Here is a 19,655-nt window from a genome sequence, read left to right on the forward strand (position 1 = left end):
ACACAAAATATCACGAAAAATTTCAAGTTTGCAGCAATTACGATAGCATGTTTTATCTCAATACAGACATGGATTTCTAAGATGGGTTGGAAAGATGCAAGGTATCCGATGCGGCTGATGAAACACTGGTGGCAAGGCTTCGCAGGTGGTCCTGATTTTAGCCGGCTGCAGAAACTAACCTTTCAACTGGATGAGTTTCAGTTGGACGTTACACTGCCCTATTCCAATATTGCAGCAGCAGAGCCTCCGCGTCTGCTGAATATCCCTTTTCGGTCTGAAGGCTGGTTTGAACAGCATGCCAAACAACAGATGCATAATCATCAGGTGCTTATTCATACCGAAGGCTGGTGTTACCTTGCCCCTATACAGCGCGGTGAAAACAGCGAGTATGGCGTGCTATGGTTGCAACTAGCGCTGCAAAAAACACCTGAAGGCGTCAATGCGCTGAACAGGCAGCAACTGGCAGACTATGTCATTGCCGCTTACGAAGCCCATTACAACTCCGATACCATTGGACCGGACGGTAATTGTCATGGCCTTGGCTGGAATACCCACCAACGGCTTCGGTTAAAACAAGAGGCTGAAGCAGCAGCACGAGGCACAACCGGCCGGTTAGAGCGCCCGGCTGAGGATTGTCAGTTGCAGATAGAACGCTTTGGCTACCCCAGCCTGGCTCCAGCCGAAGTCGTGTCAATGCATGGTTTTGATTGGGTGTTTTATCAGGAACGTAAAGGCCAGGATGCTACACACTCCGATATTTATTGCCTGCCACTGGATGAGCATTTTTACCTGACAATTAAGTTTACTCATCGGATCGACAAAACTGCTGAAACAGCCTGGCAAAAGCATGCCCAAAAGGCCCAGAAACACATTTTAGATTCTCTCAATGTATCGGTTTACGCCAATAACCTTCAGCCGTTATTGCCTGTTTGAGCGTATGCGCTCTTACAGCTAAAAATTTAAAATCAGCTGTGGTTTAGCTCCGCCGCAATGCTTTGTTAATAGATTTCCGATACCATCTCCTAGATAAGGCTCTATAAAACGCATCAATCTTAATTGGTCTGATCACTGAAATCACCAAGCTTATCAATCCGAAAAAACCAAATATTATAGAAAGCGTTGTGTCGGACTCGCCATATGCATGATAAAGAGCTAACAATAAAAGCATCGGAATAATTATATACGTAAAAATCCTAGCGGATACGTACCCTATATGGGCAGCAGCCTTATACTTAAGTAGTTTTCTCAGCTTTTCCCTACGCTTTATTTTTATTAACTCTTCTTTAGCTTTTCTACCCTCAGAAGCTTCACGCTCAAGAAAGCTCTTTTCGCTTATAACATGTTCTATGTATGAATCACTTAGAATGCTTTTAGACATTGAAATTGATTCAACTGAAACATCTTCCGGTCTTGATGGCGCCCTGTTTATTTCATAATGAATTCGCGCAACGGTCTCTTTATCCAACAACCCCTTATCAAATTGGTCTGATAGTTTTTTATATATACTAGAAACTGACCTGCTTATTTGACTAGAGATAGCCAATTTTGCCCTAATAACAGGGTCAAATGATGCTGGTTTTTTTAGCTCCCCCCCAAAGCCTTTATTCAACTTGAACCACATTTTTTCTGTCAAAAACTCAATATTGGTTGCAAATGGTATAGCACCATTACCATCAAAGACATGATCTGAAAAAGCTATTTTTTGAGGAAGCCAGCTTTCTGTAAGAAATATTGAAGAAACTCTATCGATACCTACATGACTTTCGCCATTTCTAATAAAGTTGATTTTTGTAAAAATTTTCAGAATTAATGAAATAACATCTTTGTCTATAGATGAATCTTTAAGCTCTAGACATAATCCCTCCAGAGCACTATTGCTTTCCACATTTAACTCTGGTTTGGCGTAATAATCAGTAGCTGTCTCTTTAGTTATCTTCAGCTTAGACAGTTTGGTCATGAAGTCTGCTTTTTTTGTTAGAACATCACTTTTATATTTACACCCATTGCAGATATTTATCATTGCTGTTTTAGATGGATCTATCACTCCCTCTCTTTCAACTATTTTTTGTGCAGCAAAAAAGAATGACTCGATATCATTCTCAGTTTCTTCCAAGTATTTCAATGTTATTCTGCCGCCTTTTCTACTTCGATTAACCTCTCCAACAAGATTATTGAAATCATCAAATAGTCTTTTGTATAGGTTACCATTTAGACCCGTCGCATTGAAAAGGTGCTCTGAATCGAGAAAAACCGTTAGTTCCCCCCTCCAACTGCCCAGTGTGGACAAGTCCGGCGAGTATCTGATACCAGTATAAATTATGAGGCCTTCTTCAATCTTTCCAAGTTTCTCTCGGAATCCTTGCTCGTTTTCAAACGTTACAATAAATCTTGAAATATCATTTCTATACCTATCGTTTTTATCTGGCCTGGTTAAATACATTTCAAGGCTTTTTTCAATATCTACTTTATCTACGGCAAGTAGTCCATTGTCAGAACAAAATGCATGCAACCTCCCAACTATCTCATCATACTCATTGCGAGAAGCTTGAAAGTCCTCATCAAACCCAACGCCGGGTGATAGCATTTGAGTGACGGAGTAAACCCCATTTTGCAAACTAAGACAATTGGTTTTAACGAGCCTGTTTTTTAAGCAACTCCTTATTACAGCTTCAGGGAGACTGAAACCAAAGTCTTCCTGAAGATGCCCCACACAGTCCGTTGAACTAAATGCAGCAAGATTTCTTGAGCCAATTACCGCCTTAATAAACTCACTTAAGATGTCATAAATATCTTTCTTTTCATCATATAAGGCGCGTAGCACTGCTGCGGATGATAATAGCTTTACCTCTTCCAATGTCTTGCGCTCCTTATACGATTTTCACTATAGTTATAAGCCAACTCGTTTCCCGCATCTGATTCTTGTTTTGCCGTCATACACTTAGCAAAGCTCCTAACCTAGCCCAGTTTTTATTCACTGGCAAGTTGCAATTCATGCAAGCTTTGCTGACATTTCGTGCTGTTATTGAAACGGTGCTGGAAGCTAGCAACTGCCAGACAGAAAAAAACCGGCCCTTGCGGAGCCGGTTTTTGGTTTTTTTTACGCCTTGAGGCTTAGAACTCGCGGGTGTTTTGCAGCGCGGCGATGCGCTTTTCCAGCGGTGGGTGCGACATAAAAAGTTCGGACTTCTTGCCGCCACCAGCAATACCGAAAGCGGCCATGCTGCCCTCTAACCGGCTTTCGTGGTTGTGCTGCAGCCGCTTCAGCGCAGCGACCATCTTATTGGCGCCTTCTAAGCGAGCGGCACCGGCGTCGGCACGGTATTCACGATGACGCGAGAACCACATCACCACAATACTGGCCAGTACGCCAAATAACATTTCCAGCACGATCACGATACCAAAGTACGCAATAGTGCCCATTTGCTGGTTATTCTGCCGGATAATGCCGGCAATAAAACGCGCCAGGAAAATAACAAAGGTATTGACCACACCCTGGATCAGCGTCAGCGTGACCATATCGCCGTTGGCAATATGGGACACCTCGTGCGCCAATACAGCTTCCACTTCGTCTTCACGCATATTACGCAACAAGCCGGTAGACACCGCTACCAGGGCGTCGTTGCGTTTCATGCCAGTGGCAAAGGCATTCATCTCCGGCGAGTCGTAAATCGCGACTTCCGGCATACCTATGCCTGCTTTACGAGCCTGGCGGGCTACCGTATCCACCAGCCATTTCTCAGTCGCATTACGCGGTTGCTGGATTACCACAGCGCCAGTAGAGCGCTTGGCCATCCATTTGGACATTGCCAGCGAGATAAAGGAGCCACCAAAACCAAACACAGCAGCAAATACCAGCAAGCCGCCGATACCGGAGCGATCAATGTTAAACACACTGAATATAATGGACAACGCAATGCCCAGGACAAAAAGAACAGCCAGGTTCGTCAGCAAAAATAAGAACACTCTTTTCATCGTGTACCTCAAAAGTAATTGAACTCTGTGTAATATAAGGGCATCGGCTGAATTTTCAATGAATACACGACCAAGACCCCAGCAAAAGAGTGTAAGCAAAGTTGTCAGGATGGGCCGGCTTTCGTAGACTAAGCCGCACTTTGCAACAGACACCCACGGAGATCCCGATGCAACTTCTTGCCCTGAGCAGTTCCAAAGTCAATAACAGCGACTACCTGACACCTTACCTGGACTGGATGAGCCAGCACCTGTCCGGCTGCAGCCGCTTGCTGTTTGTGCCTTATGCCGGTGTCAGCATTGATTTTGATGCCTATCAGGCCAAAGTGGCTGCGGCACTGGCCCAGCTTGGTATTACGGTCGATAGCCTGCATCGGTTTGACAACCCGGCCAACGCCATCGAGCAAGCTGAAGCGATTCTGGTAGGAGGCGGCAATACCTTTGCCTTGCTGCAACGGCTGCAGCAGTTGAATTTACTGGGCTTAATCAAAAAACGCGTAACCGAAGGGCTACCCTACATCGGCTGGAGCGCCGGTGCTAACCTGGCCGGCTTGAGCATTCGTACCACCAACGATATGCCGATTGTGCAGCCGGATTCATTCGATGCTTTGGGTTTATTGCCGTTTCAACTAAACCCACATTACACCGACCAGCACCCGGCCGATTTTCATGGCGAAACCCGCGATATGCGCCTGGCAGAGTTTATGGTGTTAGAGCCTGAGATGCCGATCATTGCTTTACCGGAAGGCAGTGCTTTGTTGTATCAGGGGGAAGAGCTCACTGTACTCGGTGAGCCGGGCGCTTATCAGTTTAAAGGCGGCCATAAATCCCACCTGGCAGCAGGTAGCGAGCTATCGGCGTTACTTTAGCTTTAATACGTTCAGTAAGGCGCCAGCCAGTTGCTGCTGCAGCAACGAGCTGGCCCCTGCTGGCTGATATGGTAGCACGCCCAAACAAGGCGCCGGGATGCGCTGCTGCAAATCGGCAATATTTTCCTGCAATAATTGCATGGTCGGATCGACGCCATTGGCGACCCAGCCGAGCAAGCGCAGACCAGAGCGCTCGATTTCGCGTACTGTCAGCATGGCATGATTCAAACAACCCAGCTTCATCCCTACCACCAACAGCACTGGCAATTGCTGCTCTATCACCCAATCGGCCAGGTAACGCGTAGCCGATAACGGCAATAGCCAGCCACCAGCCCCTTCCACCAACACCCACTCAGCTTGCTGCTGTAAGGCGCTAAGCTGCTGGCTAAGCACTGTTTCATCCAATGGCTGCTGTTCGATTGCAGCAGCAAGATGCGGCGCTACCGCCGCTTGCAGCAAGATCGGATTGATGGCCGCATAATCCAGTAGCACCAAGCTGGCTTGTTGCAGCGCCAGCGCATCCGGGTTTTTACCACTGGCATCCACCCCGGCGGCGATTGGTTTGGCACCAATGGCGCTAAAACCAGCCTGGTTTAAGCCCTGCAATAAAGCGGTGCTGACATAAGTTTTGCCAGCATCGGTGTCGGTGCCGGTGACAAAGAAACTGGCCATCAGCGCTTAACTCCGGTGAGATAAGCCACCTGATAGCTGGCCACTATTGTTTTGGTAGCGGTCTCTGCAGCGCCGTTTTCTAACGGCTCTTTTTGCGTAGTGCCAGCCCCTTTGGGGTAGGCCTGCTGCAACTGCTGCCAGTAGCTGCGCCCGGTCAGGCCTTTGCGGGTTTTATCCGGCACATAGTTGGCTCCCAGAGATTTCAGCTCCCGGCCAAGCGCCAGCACATCCGGATAGCTAAGTTGCACGGTTTCTATTTGCAATTGCCAGTCCATGGTAGGTGCCCCCTGCTGCATCGCCAGCAGCAGCGCATCGGCTGTCAGAAACTGATTCACATGCGGCGTCAGCTCAAGCGCTAAAAAGGCCTGACGTAACTCAGCCAGAGTACCCTGCAGCAAGGTACTCAGCAAAACCATACCGCCGCTTTGTAGCACGCGTTCAAGCTCTGCTGCAACTCTGGCAGGCTTGGGACACCACTGCAGCATTAAATTAGAGAACACCTTTTGCACCGAAGCTGCTGCCAGCGGTAAAGCCGCGGCATCGGCCTGAATGTAGTCCTTCGCCAGCGCCAGCTGCTGTGCCTGTTGCAACATGCCGGCACTTAAATCAACCGCCAGCAGTTGCTGGCAGCGCTGGACCAGCTCCGGGTGCAGCCAGGCCGGGCCACAGCCCAGATCCAGCAGGTTGCCCTGTGGTGCCACCGGCAATGCATCAAGTAACGCATAACCAGTTAAGCGCTGCAAACGGGCCGCGTTACTGTAGCTTTGGCAGGCTTTGCCAAAATGGCGGGCAATGGCTTGCGCCTGAACAGACATCAAAACAGCTCCTGCAATGCAGCCACCAGGGTACGGATATGCTCTGGCTGATGGGCCGCGCTTAAAGTAATTCGAAGCCGGGCTTTGCCGGCAGCAACGGTTGGTGGCCGGATGGCCGTTAACCAGATGCCCTTCTCTTTTAGAGCCTGACTGAGCACCAGACAGCGACCGGCATCGCCTACCAGTACCGGCTGAATGGCCGAGCCGGAAGCCATTAAGGGCAAACCGGCTGCTTGTGCCAACTGCTGAAACAGGAAAAGATGCTGCTGCAAGCGCTCACGGCGCCAGTCATCCTGCCGGCACAGTTGCACCGCTTTCTGCTGCGCCCAACAGAGCGCCGGCGAAAACGCCGTGCTGTAGATGTAATGACGGCCGAACTGGCGCAGGTAATCAATCACAGTGGCAGAGGCGGCAATAAAACCACCCGAGCCACCCAGGGCTTTGCCAAAATTCGCCATCAGGGCCTGCAACTGCTCGGGTACCAACCTCTGCTGTTGCCAGCTACCTCGCCCCTCAGCACCAAAAACGCCCAGGCCATGCGCATCATCCAGCAGCAACGGGGCCTGATGCCGTGCACAGAGTGTCGCCATAGCAGCCAGATCGGGGCTGTCCCCATCCATGCTGAAGACCCCTTCCGTTACCACCACCGATTTACCGGTAGCCTGTTGGCTCAGCAACTGATGTAACGACGTCAGATCATTGTGCAAGAAACGCTTAAACCCACCTGCATGGTGTTTGGCCGCATCAATCAGCGAGGCATGGCTTAACTTATCCAGCAGGATACGCTCATCGTGCCCAGCCAGAGTTTGTAGCATCGCCTGATTGGCGGCAAAGCCAGAGCTGAACAGCAGAACCTCATCAAAGCCCAGCCAGTCACAGAGTGCATCGCTAAGCGCCTGATGCGGATACTGATGCCCGGTCACCAAAGGCGAACCGGTACTGCCAATACCAAAACGGGCGGCTCCCTCGGTCAGTGCCGCCAGTACGGCAGGATCCTGCGCTAGCCCCAGGTAATCGTTGCCGGAAAAGTTCAGATAGTCTTTGCCCTGCACCCGCACCATGCCATCCGGCAATGGCTGCATGGCGAACTGGTTACGGTGCAATTGCTGCTGCCGGCGCTCACTAAGCGCCTGCTGCATGCTGGCCAGGTCCATCGGTATTAACCGGCAGCGTGATACAGCGGCGTCTGCTGCTGTTCTTTGATGGCATCGGCCAGTGCCAGAGCATGGGCTTCGTCCGACACATCCTGACGCTGCTCCGGCCGAATGCCAAGCTTGGCAAACAATTGCATATCGGCATCGGCTTCCGGGTTGTCGGTGGTGAGCAGCTTATCGCCGTAGAAAATCGAGTTGGCACCGGCCATAAAACAGAGCGCCTGCATTTGCTCGTTCATCCGGCTGCGACCAGCGGATAACCGCACATGGCTGGCTGGCATCATAATGCGGGCCACGGCAATGGCGCGGATAAACTCAAAAGCATCCATATCCTCAACATTCTCCAGCGGTGTGCCCTGCACTTTCACCAACATATTGATCGGCACACTCTCCGGATGCTCCGGTAAATTAGCCAGCTGCATCAGCAAGGCCGAGCGATCATTGGCCGACTCGCCCATGCCAAGAATACCGCCACAGCAGACCTTCATGCCGGCATCGCGCACATGCTGCAGCGTATCCAACCGATCCTGATAAGTACGGGTGGTAATGATTTCACCATAAAATTCCGGTGAGGTATCCAGGTTGTGGTTGTAGTAATCCAGACCGGCAGAAGCAAGGCTTTGCGCCTGCTCGGGGTCAATCATGCCAAGCGTCATGCAGGTTTCCAGCCCCATCGACTTCACACCACGGACCATTTCAATCAGGTACGGCATATCCCGCTGCTTCGGGTTGCTCCAGGCTGCGCCCATGCAAAAGCGGGTGGCACCTTTCTCTTTAGCCGCCTGAGCCTGGCGCAGTACTTTTTCCACTTCCAGCAGGCGCTCACGCTCCAGGCCGGTGTTGTAATGGCCGCTTTGCGGGCAGTACTTGCAGTCTTCGGCGCAGGCACCGGTTTTAATCGACAACAAGGTGCTGACCTGCACCTCGTTCGGGGTAAAATGCTGGCGATGCACTGTTTGGGCCTGAAACACCAGATCATTAAACGGCAAGGCGAACAGAGCATTGACTTCGGCTAGGCTCCAGTCGTGACGAATGGCTGTAGACATGAGGATCCCTGTTTGGATTGTGGTTCGGGTTATTTTTCGCTAGTCTAGCCGCCAACCCTGACTTGTCAATCTGATTTGCACACACAACTTTACTGATGGTTATTTTATGAGCATTGATTTAGCCTTTGACCGGCAGCATATCTGGCACCCCTATACCTCGATGATCGATCCACTGCCGGTGTATCCGGTGGTGGCCGCCGAAGGCTGTGAGCTAATGCTGGAAAATGGCCAGCGGCTGGTGGATGGCACCGCCTCCTGGTGGTCGGCAGTGCATGGCTACCGCCACCCGGTGCTGGATCAGGCAGTCACCTACCAGCTTGGCCAGATGGCCCATGTGATGTTTGGCGGCATTACCCATCCGCAGGCAGTGACACTGTGCCAACAGCTGCTGGCCATCACGCCACCGGCATTAAACAAAGTCTTTCTGGCCGACAGCGGCTCGATTGCGGTGGAAGTAGCCATTAAAATGGCGCTGCAGTACTGGCAGGGCATCGGCCACAGACAAAAAACCGAGCTGATTAGCCTGCGTAAGGGCTACCATGGCGATACCTTTGCCGCCATGGCGGTGTGCGATCCGGTCGATAGCATGCACAGCATGTTCAGCAAACTGCTGCCGCAGCATCATTTTCTACCGGCCCCGGACAGTCCGTACCACAGCGAATTCCGGCCAGAGAGCCTAAAGCCCTTGCAACAACTGCTAGAGCAGCGCCATCAGTACATTGCCGCCCTGATCCTGGAGCCCATCGTGCAAGGCTATGGCGGCATGCGTTTTTATCACCCCGACTATCTGGCCGGTTGTCGTGCTCTGTGTGATGAATTTGACGTACTGCTGATTGCCGATGAGATTGCCACCGGCTTTGGCCGCACCGGCAGTCTGTTTGCCTGTGAACAAGCCAAGATCACCGCCGATATTCTGTGCCTGGGCAAAGCCTTAACCGGCGGTTACATGACGATGGCCGCTACCCTCTGTACCGATCAGGTGGCGCTTGGTGTTAGCCAGAGCGAGGCAGGTGGCCTGATGCATGGCCCGACCTTTATGGCCAACCCGCTGGCCTGTGCGGTGGCCAATGCCAGTATCGGTTTGATCCGTACCGGTGACTGGCAAGCGCAGGTCGCAGCGATTGAAACTCAGCTAAAAGCCGAATTAGCCCCCTGCCAGGCCTCGCCTTTGGTAAAAGAAGTGCGGGTACTGGGAGCCATCGGTGTGCTGGAGATGCACCACCCTGTGGATGTAGCCAAGCTGCAACAGCATTTTGTCGGTGATGGGGTTTGGATCCGGCCTTTTAACCGGCTGATTTATCTGATGCCGCCCTATATTATCAGCGAGGAGCAAATCAGCCGCTTGTGCTGGTCGATGCGTCGTGCGGTTGGCGTCTGATAGCATATCGCAGGATGCTACAGGCGAAGCAGGTAAAGCCCCAGCGCTATCGACGCCAGCAGCAACAGCACCAGATTAAAATGCAGCCGGTCGTCTTTACGGCGTAAGCGCAGCCGGTTGAGCACCAGGCTAATGGCACTAAGCAGCGCCGTGCCATACAGCATGGCCTGCAACCAGTTGGTCAACACCGGGTGCCAGTCGCCACGCACTTCAATATCCCAGTAGCGCACCAGGCCGGTATCCATTTCCGGCCGGGCAAAGTGCACAAGTAGCAAAGCCAGAATAAAAAGCACCCACGCCAGCACCGCCAGCCAGGCAAACAACTGGCGCACCAGATCCGGCCCCTGACGACGATCATTTTTAAATGCACTGTGCTCTGTGGTCATATTCGCGCTAAAAACCTAAGTTTTACTTGTGTTCAGTCACTGCGTCAGTATCATTACATGTCTTATTGATTTGACCAAGTTTAACCGCCAGGTTTCCAATTTTACACGGAGCTTTCAAGCATGTCCGATGCTGTGATTCATGATGTTTTAAGTGGTCGCTACGCTGTAGGCGATACCGTTACTGTCAAAGGCTGGGTCCGCACCAAGCGTGACTCCAAAGCCGGTATTTCTTTTGTCGCTGTGCACGATGGCAGCTGCTTTGATGCGGTGCAGGCGGTAGTACCGGCCGCGCTACCCAATTACGAAAGCGAAATCAAACGCCTGACTACTGCCTGCTCCGTGGTAGTGACAGGCACCATTGCCCGCTCTGAAGGTCAGGGCCAGCAGTTTGAAATTCAGGCCAGCTCGGTGGCCGTGATTGGCTGGGTGGAAAACCCGGATACTTACCCGATGGCGCCAAAACGCCACTCTATGGAGTACCTGCGTGAATTTGCCCATCTGCGCCCACGCACCAATATCCATGGCGCTGTAACCCGGGTACGCAACTGCCTGGCGCAAGCGGTACATCGTTTCTTTCATCAGCGCGGCTTTTACTGGATCAGCACCCCTATCATCACCGGCTCGGACACCGAAGGCGCTGGCGAAATGTTCCGGGTCAGTACGCTGGATCTGGAAAACCTGCCACGCACCGATGATGGCAAAGTGGATTACAGCAAAGATTTCTTTGACCGCGAGACCTTCCTCACCGTTTCCGGCCAGCTGAACGTAGAAACTTACTGCTGTGCCCTGTCCAAGGTGTACACCTTTGGCCCGACTTTTCGTGCGGAAAACTCCAATACCAGCCGCCACCTGGCCGAGTTCTGGATGATTGAACCGGAAGTGGCTTTTGCTGAACTGGCCGATGTGGCGCAGCTGGCCGAAGACATGCTGAAGTACGTGTTTAAAGCCGTGTTGGAAGAACGTGCCGATGACATGGCCTTTTTTGCCGAGCGGGTAGATAAAGACGCCATCAGCCGTTTGCAACAGATGGTGGATTCCAGCTTTGTGCGGATGGATTACACCGATGCCATCGAGATCCTGCAAAACTGCGGCAAGACCTTCAATTACCCGGTGGAATGGGGTATTGATTTGCAGTCCGAGCACGAGCGCTACCTGGCCGAAGAGCATGTGGGCGCACCCATTATTTTGCAAAACTACCCGAAAGACATCAAAGCCTTCTACATGCGCTTAAACGAAGATGGCAAGACGGTAGCAGCGATGGATATCCTGGCCCCCGGTATTGGTGAAATCATTGGCGGCAGTCAGCGCGAAGAGCGGCTCGACAAGCTGGATGAGCGACTGGCTGCGATGGGCCTGAACAAAGACGATTACGGCTGGTACCGCGATCTGCGCCGTTACGGCACCGTACCGCACTCAGGTTTTGGTTTGGGCTTTGAGCGCCTGGTCAGTTACGTGACCGGTATGGGCAATGTACGCGATGTGATCCCCTTCCCGCGCACCCCAGGCAACGCTGACTTCTAAGCCGTTGTCATTAGACCATAAACGAAACAGCCCCGCTAATGCGGGGCTGTTGCTTTTAAATCACTTTAAAATTCGGCAAAGAAGTCGGCCGGATCAAGGCCAGCACGAATACGGACTTCAGAGGCCGGTGTGCCCAAATACAAAAAGCCGACAATTTCATCGTCTTCGCCCAGCTCAAGCGACTGTTTGACAAACTCCATCTCGGCATACATGCCGCTGCGCCAAATACCCCCATAGCCCAGTGCAAAAGCCGCTTGCTGCATCGCCATCACCGAGCAGGCTGCTGACTGAATTTGCTCGTGCAAAGGTATTTTCGACTCGCTGTTGCAACGGGCAATGCAAACAATCACCATAGGTGCTCGCAGTGGCAACTGGCGGGCTCGCTCCAGCAGATCATTGGAAATGGTGGGATCATCCTCAACCGCAGCTTCGGCGAAAATATCCCCTAAGCGCTCCAGTGAAGATCTGCCCTGCACTATCAAAAAGCGCCAGGGCCGCAAAGCACCATGATCCGGCACCCGCAGCGCGGCCTGCTTGATCAATTCCAGCGCTTCACCTTGAGGAGCTGGCTCAGTTAAACGCGGACAGGATTGCCGCGTAGTCAGTAGCGTGATCGCATCCATGATAAAACCCTTCTCAGAGCAAAAAAAGCGACAACTTAGAATAGCAACAAGGCTATCAGAAGTTTTTCAAGCTGCCTATGGCTTTATTGCGATTTCAGCGCAATCGCTTGGGAATTGATCAGAGCGCTTAGTATTGCTGCAAAGCCGCCTGATACAACAGCTCGTATTGCTGACAAGCTTGCTGCCAACTAAAGCACTGCGCCATTGCGCGTTGTTGCATCGCCTGATATAGCGCCTGGTCCTGATAAATAGCATCGGTTTGTTGCAAAGCTTGCAGTAAGGCAACCGCATTCGCTTGCTCGAAATGGATGCCGGTACAATCGGCTTCAGGGTAAGGCACTACAGTGTCTTTCAGGCCCCCGGTAGCACGCACCAAGGGCAAGGTACCATAACGTAAACTATAAATTTGGTTCAGCCCACAAGGCTCAAACAATGAAGGCATCAGAAAAAAGTCACCAGCCGCTTCAATTTTATGCGCCATCGCTTCATCAAAGCCCATCACAAAGCTCATCTGGCCTTTAAAGCGCGCAGCCAATGCAAATAAAGCCTCGGTGTAGTGCCGCTCACCGGTCCCCATAATCAGCACCTGAGAGTCGGTGGTGGGCAGCCATTGCGCCAGTGCCGGTAGCAAATAATCGAAGCCTTTTTGGCCGGTAATGCGGCTTACCGCTACATACAACGGAACTGCTTTGTCGGGCAATTGATGATGTTGCCGCAACCAGGTTTTGCAACTTGCCTTGCCAGTCAGATCCGGCCAATCGTAATGGGCTGGTAAGTGAACGTCCCGGCCAGGATGCCATAACTGGTAATCACAGCCATTTAAAATACCGCTAAAGTCGGTCTGGCGCTGCTGATACAACCAAGCCAGTCCATTGCCTGCCGGCTCTGACAGCAGTTCATCCCGATAGCCACTACTGACGGTGTTGATTTTGCTGGCACTGGCGATGCCTTGTTGCAGCAGATTGACCGGACTGCTGGATGCTGGCAGCTCCAGTTGTTTCGCCCAGTCGGATGCGACCACTTCCTGATAAGCACCATTATGAATGGTAAAAACGAAACGACTGCCGGAAAAGAAATCATCCTGCGCTTGCTCATGCTGTAAATAGACACCAGCCAACGCCGTTTGCCAATCGTGGCCATGGATAATATCCGGGCAAAAACCCCGCTCCTGACACCAGGCAAGCGCAGCCTTGCAAAAGAAAGCGAAACGCAGCGGATTATCGGCATAGCCATATTCTCCATCGTCGTATGGCCGTATGCGCTGAAAAAACTCATGATGCTCTACCAGACCAATGGCAACGCCATCCAGCGTTAGCTGTCGGACAGCACAGCCAAATGTACGACCGCCCAGAGATACATAGACCGATTGCCAATCCCTGGTTTCAAATTCATACAAGCTGGCATAACGCGGCACTAACACCATCACCTCATGCCCGGCCTCGACCAGAGCTTTGGTCAGGCCACGGCAGGCATCTGCCAGACCGCCGGTTTTAATGAGGCCTTCATATTCACTGCATAACATCAAAATACGCATTCAATGAACCTTTGTTGTTGTTCAATCCTGGCTTAATCAAAGCCAACCCGGGCTCCTTTGGGGATCACAATAACGCCTTCTTCTGACACATGAAAGCGCTGTTTATCCAGGTTCACATCTTCGCCAATCACTGTATTCGGCGCTATCTTGACATCTTTATCAATGATAGCACGACGGATGCGACAGCCCCGCCCTATATCGTTGTTGCCCATCAGCACACACTTTTCAATGTAGGCATGACTGTGCACATGCACGTTGTAACCCAGGATCGAATGGTACACGATGGAACCACTGATAATACAACCTGAAGACACCATAGAGCTAATCGCCTGACCAGTACGGTTGGTTTCATCATGCACAAATTTAGCCGGCGGCATCGGAGGCGTATAGCTACGTAGCGGCCAATACCGGTTGTACAAATCAAAAGGCGGAATCACCGCAATCAAATCCATATTGGCTTCGTAGTAGGAGTCGAGCGTGCCAACATCGCGCCAGTAACCGCGGGAGATATCTTGTTCACCACGAATGCTGTTGCTGGAAAAATCATACACATAGACGTCGCCAGACGGATAGAGTCTGGGAATAATGTTTTTACCAAAATCATGACTGGACGCCGGATCGGCAGCATCGGTTTCCAGACACTCGATCAGGCAGTCTTTTTCGAAAATATAATTGCCCATCGAAGCCAACACGTAATCAGGCCGGCCAGGTATCGTTTTTGGATTGCTAAGTGGTTTTTCTTCGAAACCAATCATTTTACCGCTGGCATCTACTTCTATCACACCGAAGTGATGGGCATCAGCGACCGGCACAGGAATGGCTGCAACCGTCATGCTGGCATTGTTTTGACGGTGAAAATCCAGCATTTGCCGCACATCCATTTTGTAGATGTGATCACCACCGAAAATACAGACCTCTTCAGGATCCAGGCCATGGATCAAGTGCAGATTTTGGTACACCGCATCGGCAGTGCCCAGATACCAATGCTTGCCGGTTTGCATCTGAGCGGGTATTGGATCAATAAAGCGGTTGGTTAAACCCGAGACGCGCCAGGCCCGCCCCAGATGCTTCATCAGGGAGTGTGATTTGAACTGGGTAATCACAAAAATCTGCAAAAAATCAGAGTTCACAAAGTTATTCAGTACAAAGTCTATAATGCGGTAATTGCCACCGAAAGGCACCGCAGGTTTGGCGCGGATACCCGTTAATGGCGCCAACCGAGTTCCTTCACCACCGGCTAAAATCATGGTTAACACACCTGACATACCAACTCCCTGTGAATCAAAAAATAATGATAGTGATGTTTCGATCTTTGTAATGCAAGGTAAAGGCCATTGTGAAGTCATGCCCTGGCAAAGCTGCATTCGTATGCAACAGGTTATGACGCCAGTATGGCGATAGCATGACAAAGGCACCAATATGGAGCAAAAAATAGCTGGCGCCACACTCATTTAGTGCAAAAAAAGCACAAGCTGGTTTCAGGCTAGCAAAGCTTTGCATCAGCGACAAGAGATTCAGGAAGGAAAGGAGCAGATATCCCCTTGCTGGTGCAACCAGCAAGGGGGATGAAACAGAAACTAAATACGGGCAGCCAATTCAGCACCCTGCCGGATGGCTCTTTTGGCATCCAATTCAGCAGCAACATCCGCGCCACCAATCAGATGCACCGGCAAACCAACATCCTGCAGTCCGGCTTGCAGCTCACGCAAAGGCATTTGTCCGGCGCAAATAATGACATTATCTACTTGCAGACACCGCTCCTCACCTGCAATTTCAATCCAAAGACCATGATCATCAATCTTACGGTATTGCACACCAGCAATACTTTCTACCCCTTTACTTTTAAGCGAGGCGCGGTGCGCCCAGCCGGATGTTTTGCCAAGGCCTGCACCCACTTTGCTGCTTTTGCGTTGCAGCAAATAGATTTTGCGCAATGCAGGTTCAGGCCGATGCTCTGGCAACAAAGCACCTCGTGCCTGGTAGGCTTTATCAACGCCCCACTCTTTGAGCCAGGCATCTGGTTGCAGCGTCAGGGAATGGTTCTCGGTCAGATACTCGGCCACATCAAAACCAATGCCGCCAGCGCCAATAATAGCTACATTCTTACCGACCGCTTTGTGATCACGCAATACATCCAGATAGCTGAGTACCATCGGGTGCTCAATGCCTTCAATATCGACAGGCCTTGGTACAATACCGGTCGCAAGGATCACTTCATCAAACCCAGCTTGCTGCAGAGAGTCTACACTCTGTTCGCTGTTTAAGCGCAGTTCAATATGATGCAGTTCCAGCATCCGGCCAAAATAACGCAGGGTTTCATAAAATTCTTCTTTACCAGGAATTTGCTTGGCGTAGTTAAACTGACCACCTATCTGATGCGATTTATCAAATAAGGTCACCTTATGACCACGCTGCGCCGCATAGACACTAAAGGCAAGGCCAGCCGGACCGGCACCGACCACCGCCAATTTTTTAGGTGTAGCTGCAGACTCGAAATTCAGTTCGGTTTCATAACAAGCCCGCGGATTGACTAAGCAGCTGGCGCGCTTTTTCTGAAACACATGATCAAGGCAGGCCTGGTTGCAGGCAATGCAGGTATTGATTTCATCGGCTTTATTAGCGGCAGCTTTATTGACAAAATCTGCATCGGCTAAAAATGGCCGTGCCATACACACCATATCCGCCTGACCATTGGCCAGGATATCTTCGGCTACCTGCGGTGTATTGATACGGTTGGTCGCCATGATTGGGATAGTAATTTCCTGACGAACCCGCTCTGTGATCCAACTAAAAGCAGCCCGGGGCACCCGGGTGGTGATGGTTGGGATCCTCGCTTCATGCCAGCCAATGCCGGTATTGATGATGCTGACACCTGCGGCAGATACAGCTTTGGCAAGTTCTACCACTTCCTCGTAGCTATTGCCGTCTTCTACCAGATCCAACATGGAAAGACGATAGACAATAATAAAATCGTCCCCACACCGCTCACGCACTGCTTTAATGGTTTCCAATGGGAAGCGGATGCGGTTGGCAAAATCGCCCCCCCATTCATCAGTGCGTTGATTGGTCCGCTGACAAATAAACTGGTTAATGAGGTAGCCTTCAGAGCCCATGATTTCCACCCCATCGTAACCAGCCTTTTTCGCCAGCACTGCCGCCTTAGCAAAATCACGGATGGTGCTTTTAATTTGCCGGCCGGACATTTCGGATGGGGTAAAAGGGGTAATAGGTGATTTGATTTTACTGGGAGCTACATTAAAAGGATGATAGCCATAGCGACCTGCATGCAACAACTGCAAACAAATTTTGGCCCCATGAGCATGCACTGCCTGGGTGACTTCAGTATGCTTTTTTGCTTGCCAGCCAAAGCTAAGCTGGCTACCAAAAGGCACCAGATTGCCCCGGAAATTCGGGCTAATGCCCCCTGTAATGATAAGACCAACCCCTCCTTTAGCACGCTCAGCATAAAATGCAGCAAGTTTACTAAAGCCGTTTTTTTCTTCCTCAAGGCCAGTATGCATGGACCCCATAACTACGCGGTTGCGCAGCTGTGTAAAACCCAAATCCAAAGGCTGTAATAAATATTGGTAAGCCACATCGCCCTCTCTGGTCATACCTGTTAACTTGTCCGTTAGAGGGTAGCTGTTTTACCCCAGATACGCAATATGTACATTTACTTACAAATTGCAGTTATCTTTAGTGCTTAAATTCGCTAGCATAGTATCACCAAGATCAGATTTATTGTTGTGTAGGAATCCATCTATGTCCGCAACCAACCCTGGAATAGTCCGTCGCTTCTTCGGAGGCATTTGGCATGGTTACAAAGTTTTTCGTTCTATTATTTTAAACACCCTGTTTATTCTGATTGTGTTGATCCTGCTGATCAGCATTTTCAGTGGCAAAGATAAGGTACAGGTCCCGGCAACCTCAGCTTTGGTACTGAATTTACAAGGTGACATCGTCGAAGAAAAGCGCTTTGTCGACCCCTTCTCCACCATCGTCAACGAAAGCTTGGGTGGCCAATCCGATCCGGCTGAAATTCTGCTGTCCGATGTATTGCAGGTGATTCAGCATGCGACCAAGGATGATCGTATTCATGCCATGGTGTTGGATCTGTCCGGCCTTGGCCGTGCTTCGCTGGACAAATTACAGGCCATAGGTAAAGAACTAGAACAGTTCAAAGCTTCGGGCAAGCATATCTATACCCGAGGTGCCTATTTCGGCCAAGGGCAATATTTCCTTGCCAGCTACGCCAACGAAGTACATCTTGATCCTATGGGTGCAGTGCTGCTGGAAGGCTATGGTAGTTACCCCATGTTCTATAAAAGTGCCCTGGAAAAGCTGAAAGTAAACACCCATGTCTTCCGGGTTGGCACCTACAAATCTGCTGTAGAGCCTTTTATTCGCGACACTATGTCTGACGAAGCAAAACAAGACGCTTTGTTCTGGTTAAACGACTTGTGGCATAACTACAAAGTAGAGGTGGCTGAGCGCCGCGGCTTCGAACCGGCAAGCTTTATTGAAACACGTGATGCTTTCTTTGAAAAGTTGCAGCAACAAGATGGTGACTTAGCAAGTATGGCGTTGGCACTGGGCCTGGTAGATACCTTGAGCACCCAGCAGGAGTTTCGCCAGAAAATGATCAGCCTGGTTGGTGAGAACGACAACCAAACCTACAACCATGTCACCTTCGACGACTACCTGAGCCTGGTAGTGCCACGGCAGTCATTTGATAACCCACTGACTGACAAAGTTGCGGTCATCGTTGCACGTGGCATGATTGTCGATGGGAATGCCAAAGCCGGCACCATTGGTGGTGATAGCACAGCTGCCATGCTGCGACGAGCCCGTAACGACGACAAAGTAAAAGCAGTGGTGCTTCGCATTGATAGTGGCGGTGGCAGTGCCTTTGCTTCTGAAATTATTGGCCGTGAGGTTATGGCTTTGCGTGCGGCAGGGAAACCAGTCATTGCTTCGATGGGTGCGGTTGCAGCCTCTGGCGGTTACTGGATTGCAGCACCTGCGACAGAGATCTGGGCATCCCCGACCACCATCACTGGCTCCATTGGGATTTTTGGCTTGTTTCACAGCCTGGAAGATAGTTTTCATGCGCTGGGAATTAATGTAGATGGCGTCGGTACTACCGAATTAGCCGGCTTTAGTTCCGGGCTGCCATTTTATAAAGGCCTGCAACCACGCGAAAAAGACATCTTCCAATTGCTGATCGAGCGTGGCTACAAAGACTTCCTCAGCTTGGTTGGTGAACATCGCGGTATGAGCCTTGAAGAAGTAGATAAAGTAGCGCAAGGGCGAGTATTTACTGGCCAGCATGCCCTGCAATACGGCCTGGTCGATAAACTGGGTAGCTTTGACGATGCCATTGCTGCTGCTGCAGAGCGGGCAGGATTAAGCAACTACGATGTAAAAATCATTGGGCACGAGCTGTCACCATTTGAACAAATGGTCATTGAGCTCTTTGGTGGTGCCGCCAACCAGGGCTGGTTGCCACAAATTGGCACGAGCCCAGAACGCCAGGCGATTAACCGTATGACTCAACAACTTCGGCATGACTTTGTCACCCTGTCCAACTTTAACGACCCACAGGGGCTCTATGCTTTCTGCCTGATGTGCCAAATCGACTGACACTCAGCATGATCTTAGCTACAATGCCCGGCCTGTGCCGGGCAT

General features: G+C 50.9%; 16 protein-coding genes. 5 read left to right on the forward strand and 11 right to left on the reverse strand.

Annotation, left to right across the window (positions count from 1 at the left end; all coding sequences use genetic code 11):
• Positions 1-81 precede the first annotated feature (81 nt).
• Positions 82-933, forward strand: a complete 852-nt coding sequence (locus ABC502_RS14885) for a hypothetical protein (protein ID WP_345916448.1) — start codon at positions 82-84, stop codon at positions 931-933.
• Positions 934-976: 43 nt separating this feature from the next.
• Here the strand turns inward: ABC502_RS14885 and ABC502_RS14890 are convergent, their stop codons facing one another.
• Positions 977-2,854 (reverse strand): hypothetical protein, encoded by a 1,878-nt coding sequence (locus tag ABC502_RS14890; RefSeq protein ID WP_345916449.1) that lies wholly within the window; start codon positions 2,852-2,854, stop codon positions 977-979.
• Between the two features lie 257 nt (positions 2,855-3,111).
• Positions 3,112-3,972 (reverse strand): protease HtpX, encoded by an 861-nt coding sequence (htpX, locus tag ABC502_RS14895; protein WP_345916450.1) that lies wholly within the window; start codon positions 3,970-3,972, stop codon positions 3,112-3,114.
• 167 nt (positions 3,973-4,139) lie between these two features.
• Here htpX and pepE point away from each other — a divergent pair, with 167 nt between their 5' ends.
• Positions 4,140-4,838 carry a dipeptidase PepE gene (pepE, locus tag ABC502_RS14900; protein WP_345916451.1) on the forward strand — a complete coding sequence of 233 codons (699 nt, stop codon included), beginning with the start codon at positions 4,140-4,142 and terminating at the stop codon, positions 4,836-4,838.
• Here the strand turns inward: pepE and bioD are convergent.
• The 4 genes from bioD to bioB are packed head-to-tail and all read right to left on the reverse strand — an operon-like array spanning position 4,830 to position 8,525.
• Positions 4,830-5,510 carry a dethiobiotin synthase gene (gene bioD / locus ABC502_RS14905; RefSeq protein ID WP_345916452.1) on the reverse strand — a complete coding sequence of 227 codons (681 nt, stop codon included), beginning with the start codon at positions 5,508-5,510 and terminating at the stop codon, positions 4,830-4,832. The genes pepE and bioD overlap by 9 nt on opposite strands.
• A complete protein-coding gene (locus tag ABC502_RS14910) occupies positions 5,510-6,325 on the reverse strand; it encodes a methyltransferase domain-containing protein (RefSeq protein WP_345916453.1) in 816 nt (271 codons plus the stop codon). The genes bioD and ABC502_RS14910 overlap by 1 nt, the downstream gene beginning before the upstream one ends.
• The gene (locus ABC502_RS14915; protein ID WP_345916454.1) at positions 6,325-7,479 is read right to left on the reverse strand and encodes an 8-amino-7-oxononanoate synthase; all 1,155 of its coding nucleotides are present in this window, start codon (positions 7,477-7,479) and stop codon (positions 6,325-6,327) included. Before ABC502_RS14915 ends, ABC502_RS14910 begins: the two co-directional genes overlap by 1 nt.
• Positions 7,480-7,484: 5 nt before the next feature.
• The gene (gene bioB, locus ABC502_RS14920) at positions 7,485-8,525 is read right to left on the reverse strand and encodes a biotin synthase BioB (RefSeq protein ID WP_345916456.1); all 1,041 of its coding nucleotides are present in this window, start codon (positions 8,523-8,525) and stop codon (positions 7,485-7,487) included.
• 106 nt (positions 8,526-8,631) lie between these two features.
• On the opposite strand from bioB, the gene bioA reads away from it, so the two are divergent.
• Positions 8,632-9,903, forward strand: coding sequence for an adenosylmethionine--8-amino-7-oxononanoate transaminase (gene bioA, locus ABC502_RS14925; RefSeq protein WP_345916458.1), 1,272 nt, complete (start codon positions 8,632-8,634; stop codon positions 9,901-9,903).
• A 17-nt stretch (positions 9,904-9,920) separates the two neighbouring features.
• Here bioA and ABC502_RS14930 read toward each other — a convergent pair whose 3' ends face one another.
• Complete coding sequence (locus ABC502_RS14930; RefSeq protein ID WP_330087021.1) at positions 9,921-10,289, reverse strand: hypothetical protein; 369 nt, start codon at positions 10,287-10,289, stop codon at positions 9,921-9,923.
• Between the two features lie 120 nt (positions 10,290-10,409).
• Between ABC502_RS14930 and asnS the strand changes: the two genes are divergently transcribed.
• Positions 10,410-11,810: an asparagine--tRNA ligase gene (gene asnS, locus ABC502_RS14935; protein ID WP_345916459.1), complete on the forward strand. Its 1,401-nt coding sequence runs from the start codon at positions 10,410-10,412 to the stop codon at positions 11,808-11,810.
• 65 nt (positions 11,811-11,875) lie between these two features.
• On the opposite strand, the gene ABC502_RS14940 is transcribed toward asnS, so the two are convergent.
• From ABC502_RS14940 to ABC502_RS14955, 4 genes are all read right to left on the reverse strand, one after another.
• Positions 11,876-12,433 carry an NAD(P)H nitroreductase gene (locus ABC502_RS14940; protein WP_330087023.1) on the reverse strand — a complete coding sequence of 186 codons (558 nt, stop codon included), beginning with the start codon at positions 12,431-12,433 and terminating at the stop codon, positions 11,876-11,878.
• Positions 12,434-12,560: 127 nt separating this feature from the next.
• A complete protein-coding gene (locus tag ABC502_RS14945) occupies positions 12,561-13,967 on the reverse strand; it encodes a glycogen synthase (RefSeq protein ID WP_345916460.1) in 1,407 nt (468 codons plus the stop codon).
• A gap of 32 nt (positions 13,968-13,999) precedes the next feature.
• Positions 14,000-15,232 (reverse strand): glucose-1-phosphate adenylyltransferase, encoded by a 1,233-nt coding sequence (glgC, locus tag ABC502_RS14950; protein ID WP_330087025.1) that lies wholly within the window; start codon positions 15,230-15,232, stop codon positions 14,000-14,002.
• Between the two features lie 312 nt (positions 15,233-15,544).
• Positions 15,545-17,581: an NADPH-dependent 2,4-dienoyl-CoA reductase gene (locus ABC502_RS14955; RefSeq protein ID WP_345916461.1), complete on the reverse strand. Its 2,037-nt coding sequence runs from the start codon at positions 17,579-17,581 to the stop codon at positions 15,545-15,547.
• Between the two features lie 148 nt (positions 17,582-17,729).
• Here ABC502_RS14955 and sppA point away from each other — a divergent pair, with 148 nt between their 5' ends.
• Positions 17,730-19,610, forward strand: a complete 1,881-nt coding sequence (sppA, locus tag ABC502_RS14960; protein WP_345916463.1) for a signal peptide peptidase SppA — start codon at positions 17,730-17,732, stop codon at positions 19,608-19,610.
• The last annotated feature ends 45 nt before the right edge of the window (positions 19,611-19,655 follow it).

Source organism: Alkalimonas sp. NCh-2, assembly GCF_039631345.1.
GTDB lineage: Bacteria > Pseudomonadota > Gammaproteobacteria > Enterobacterales > Alteromonadaceae > Alkalimonas > Alkalimonas mucilaginosa.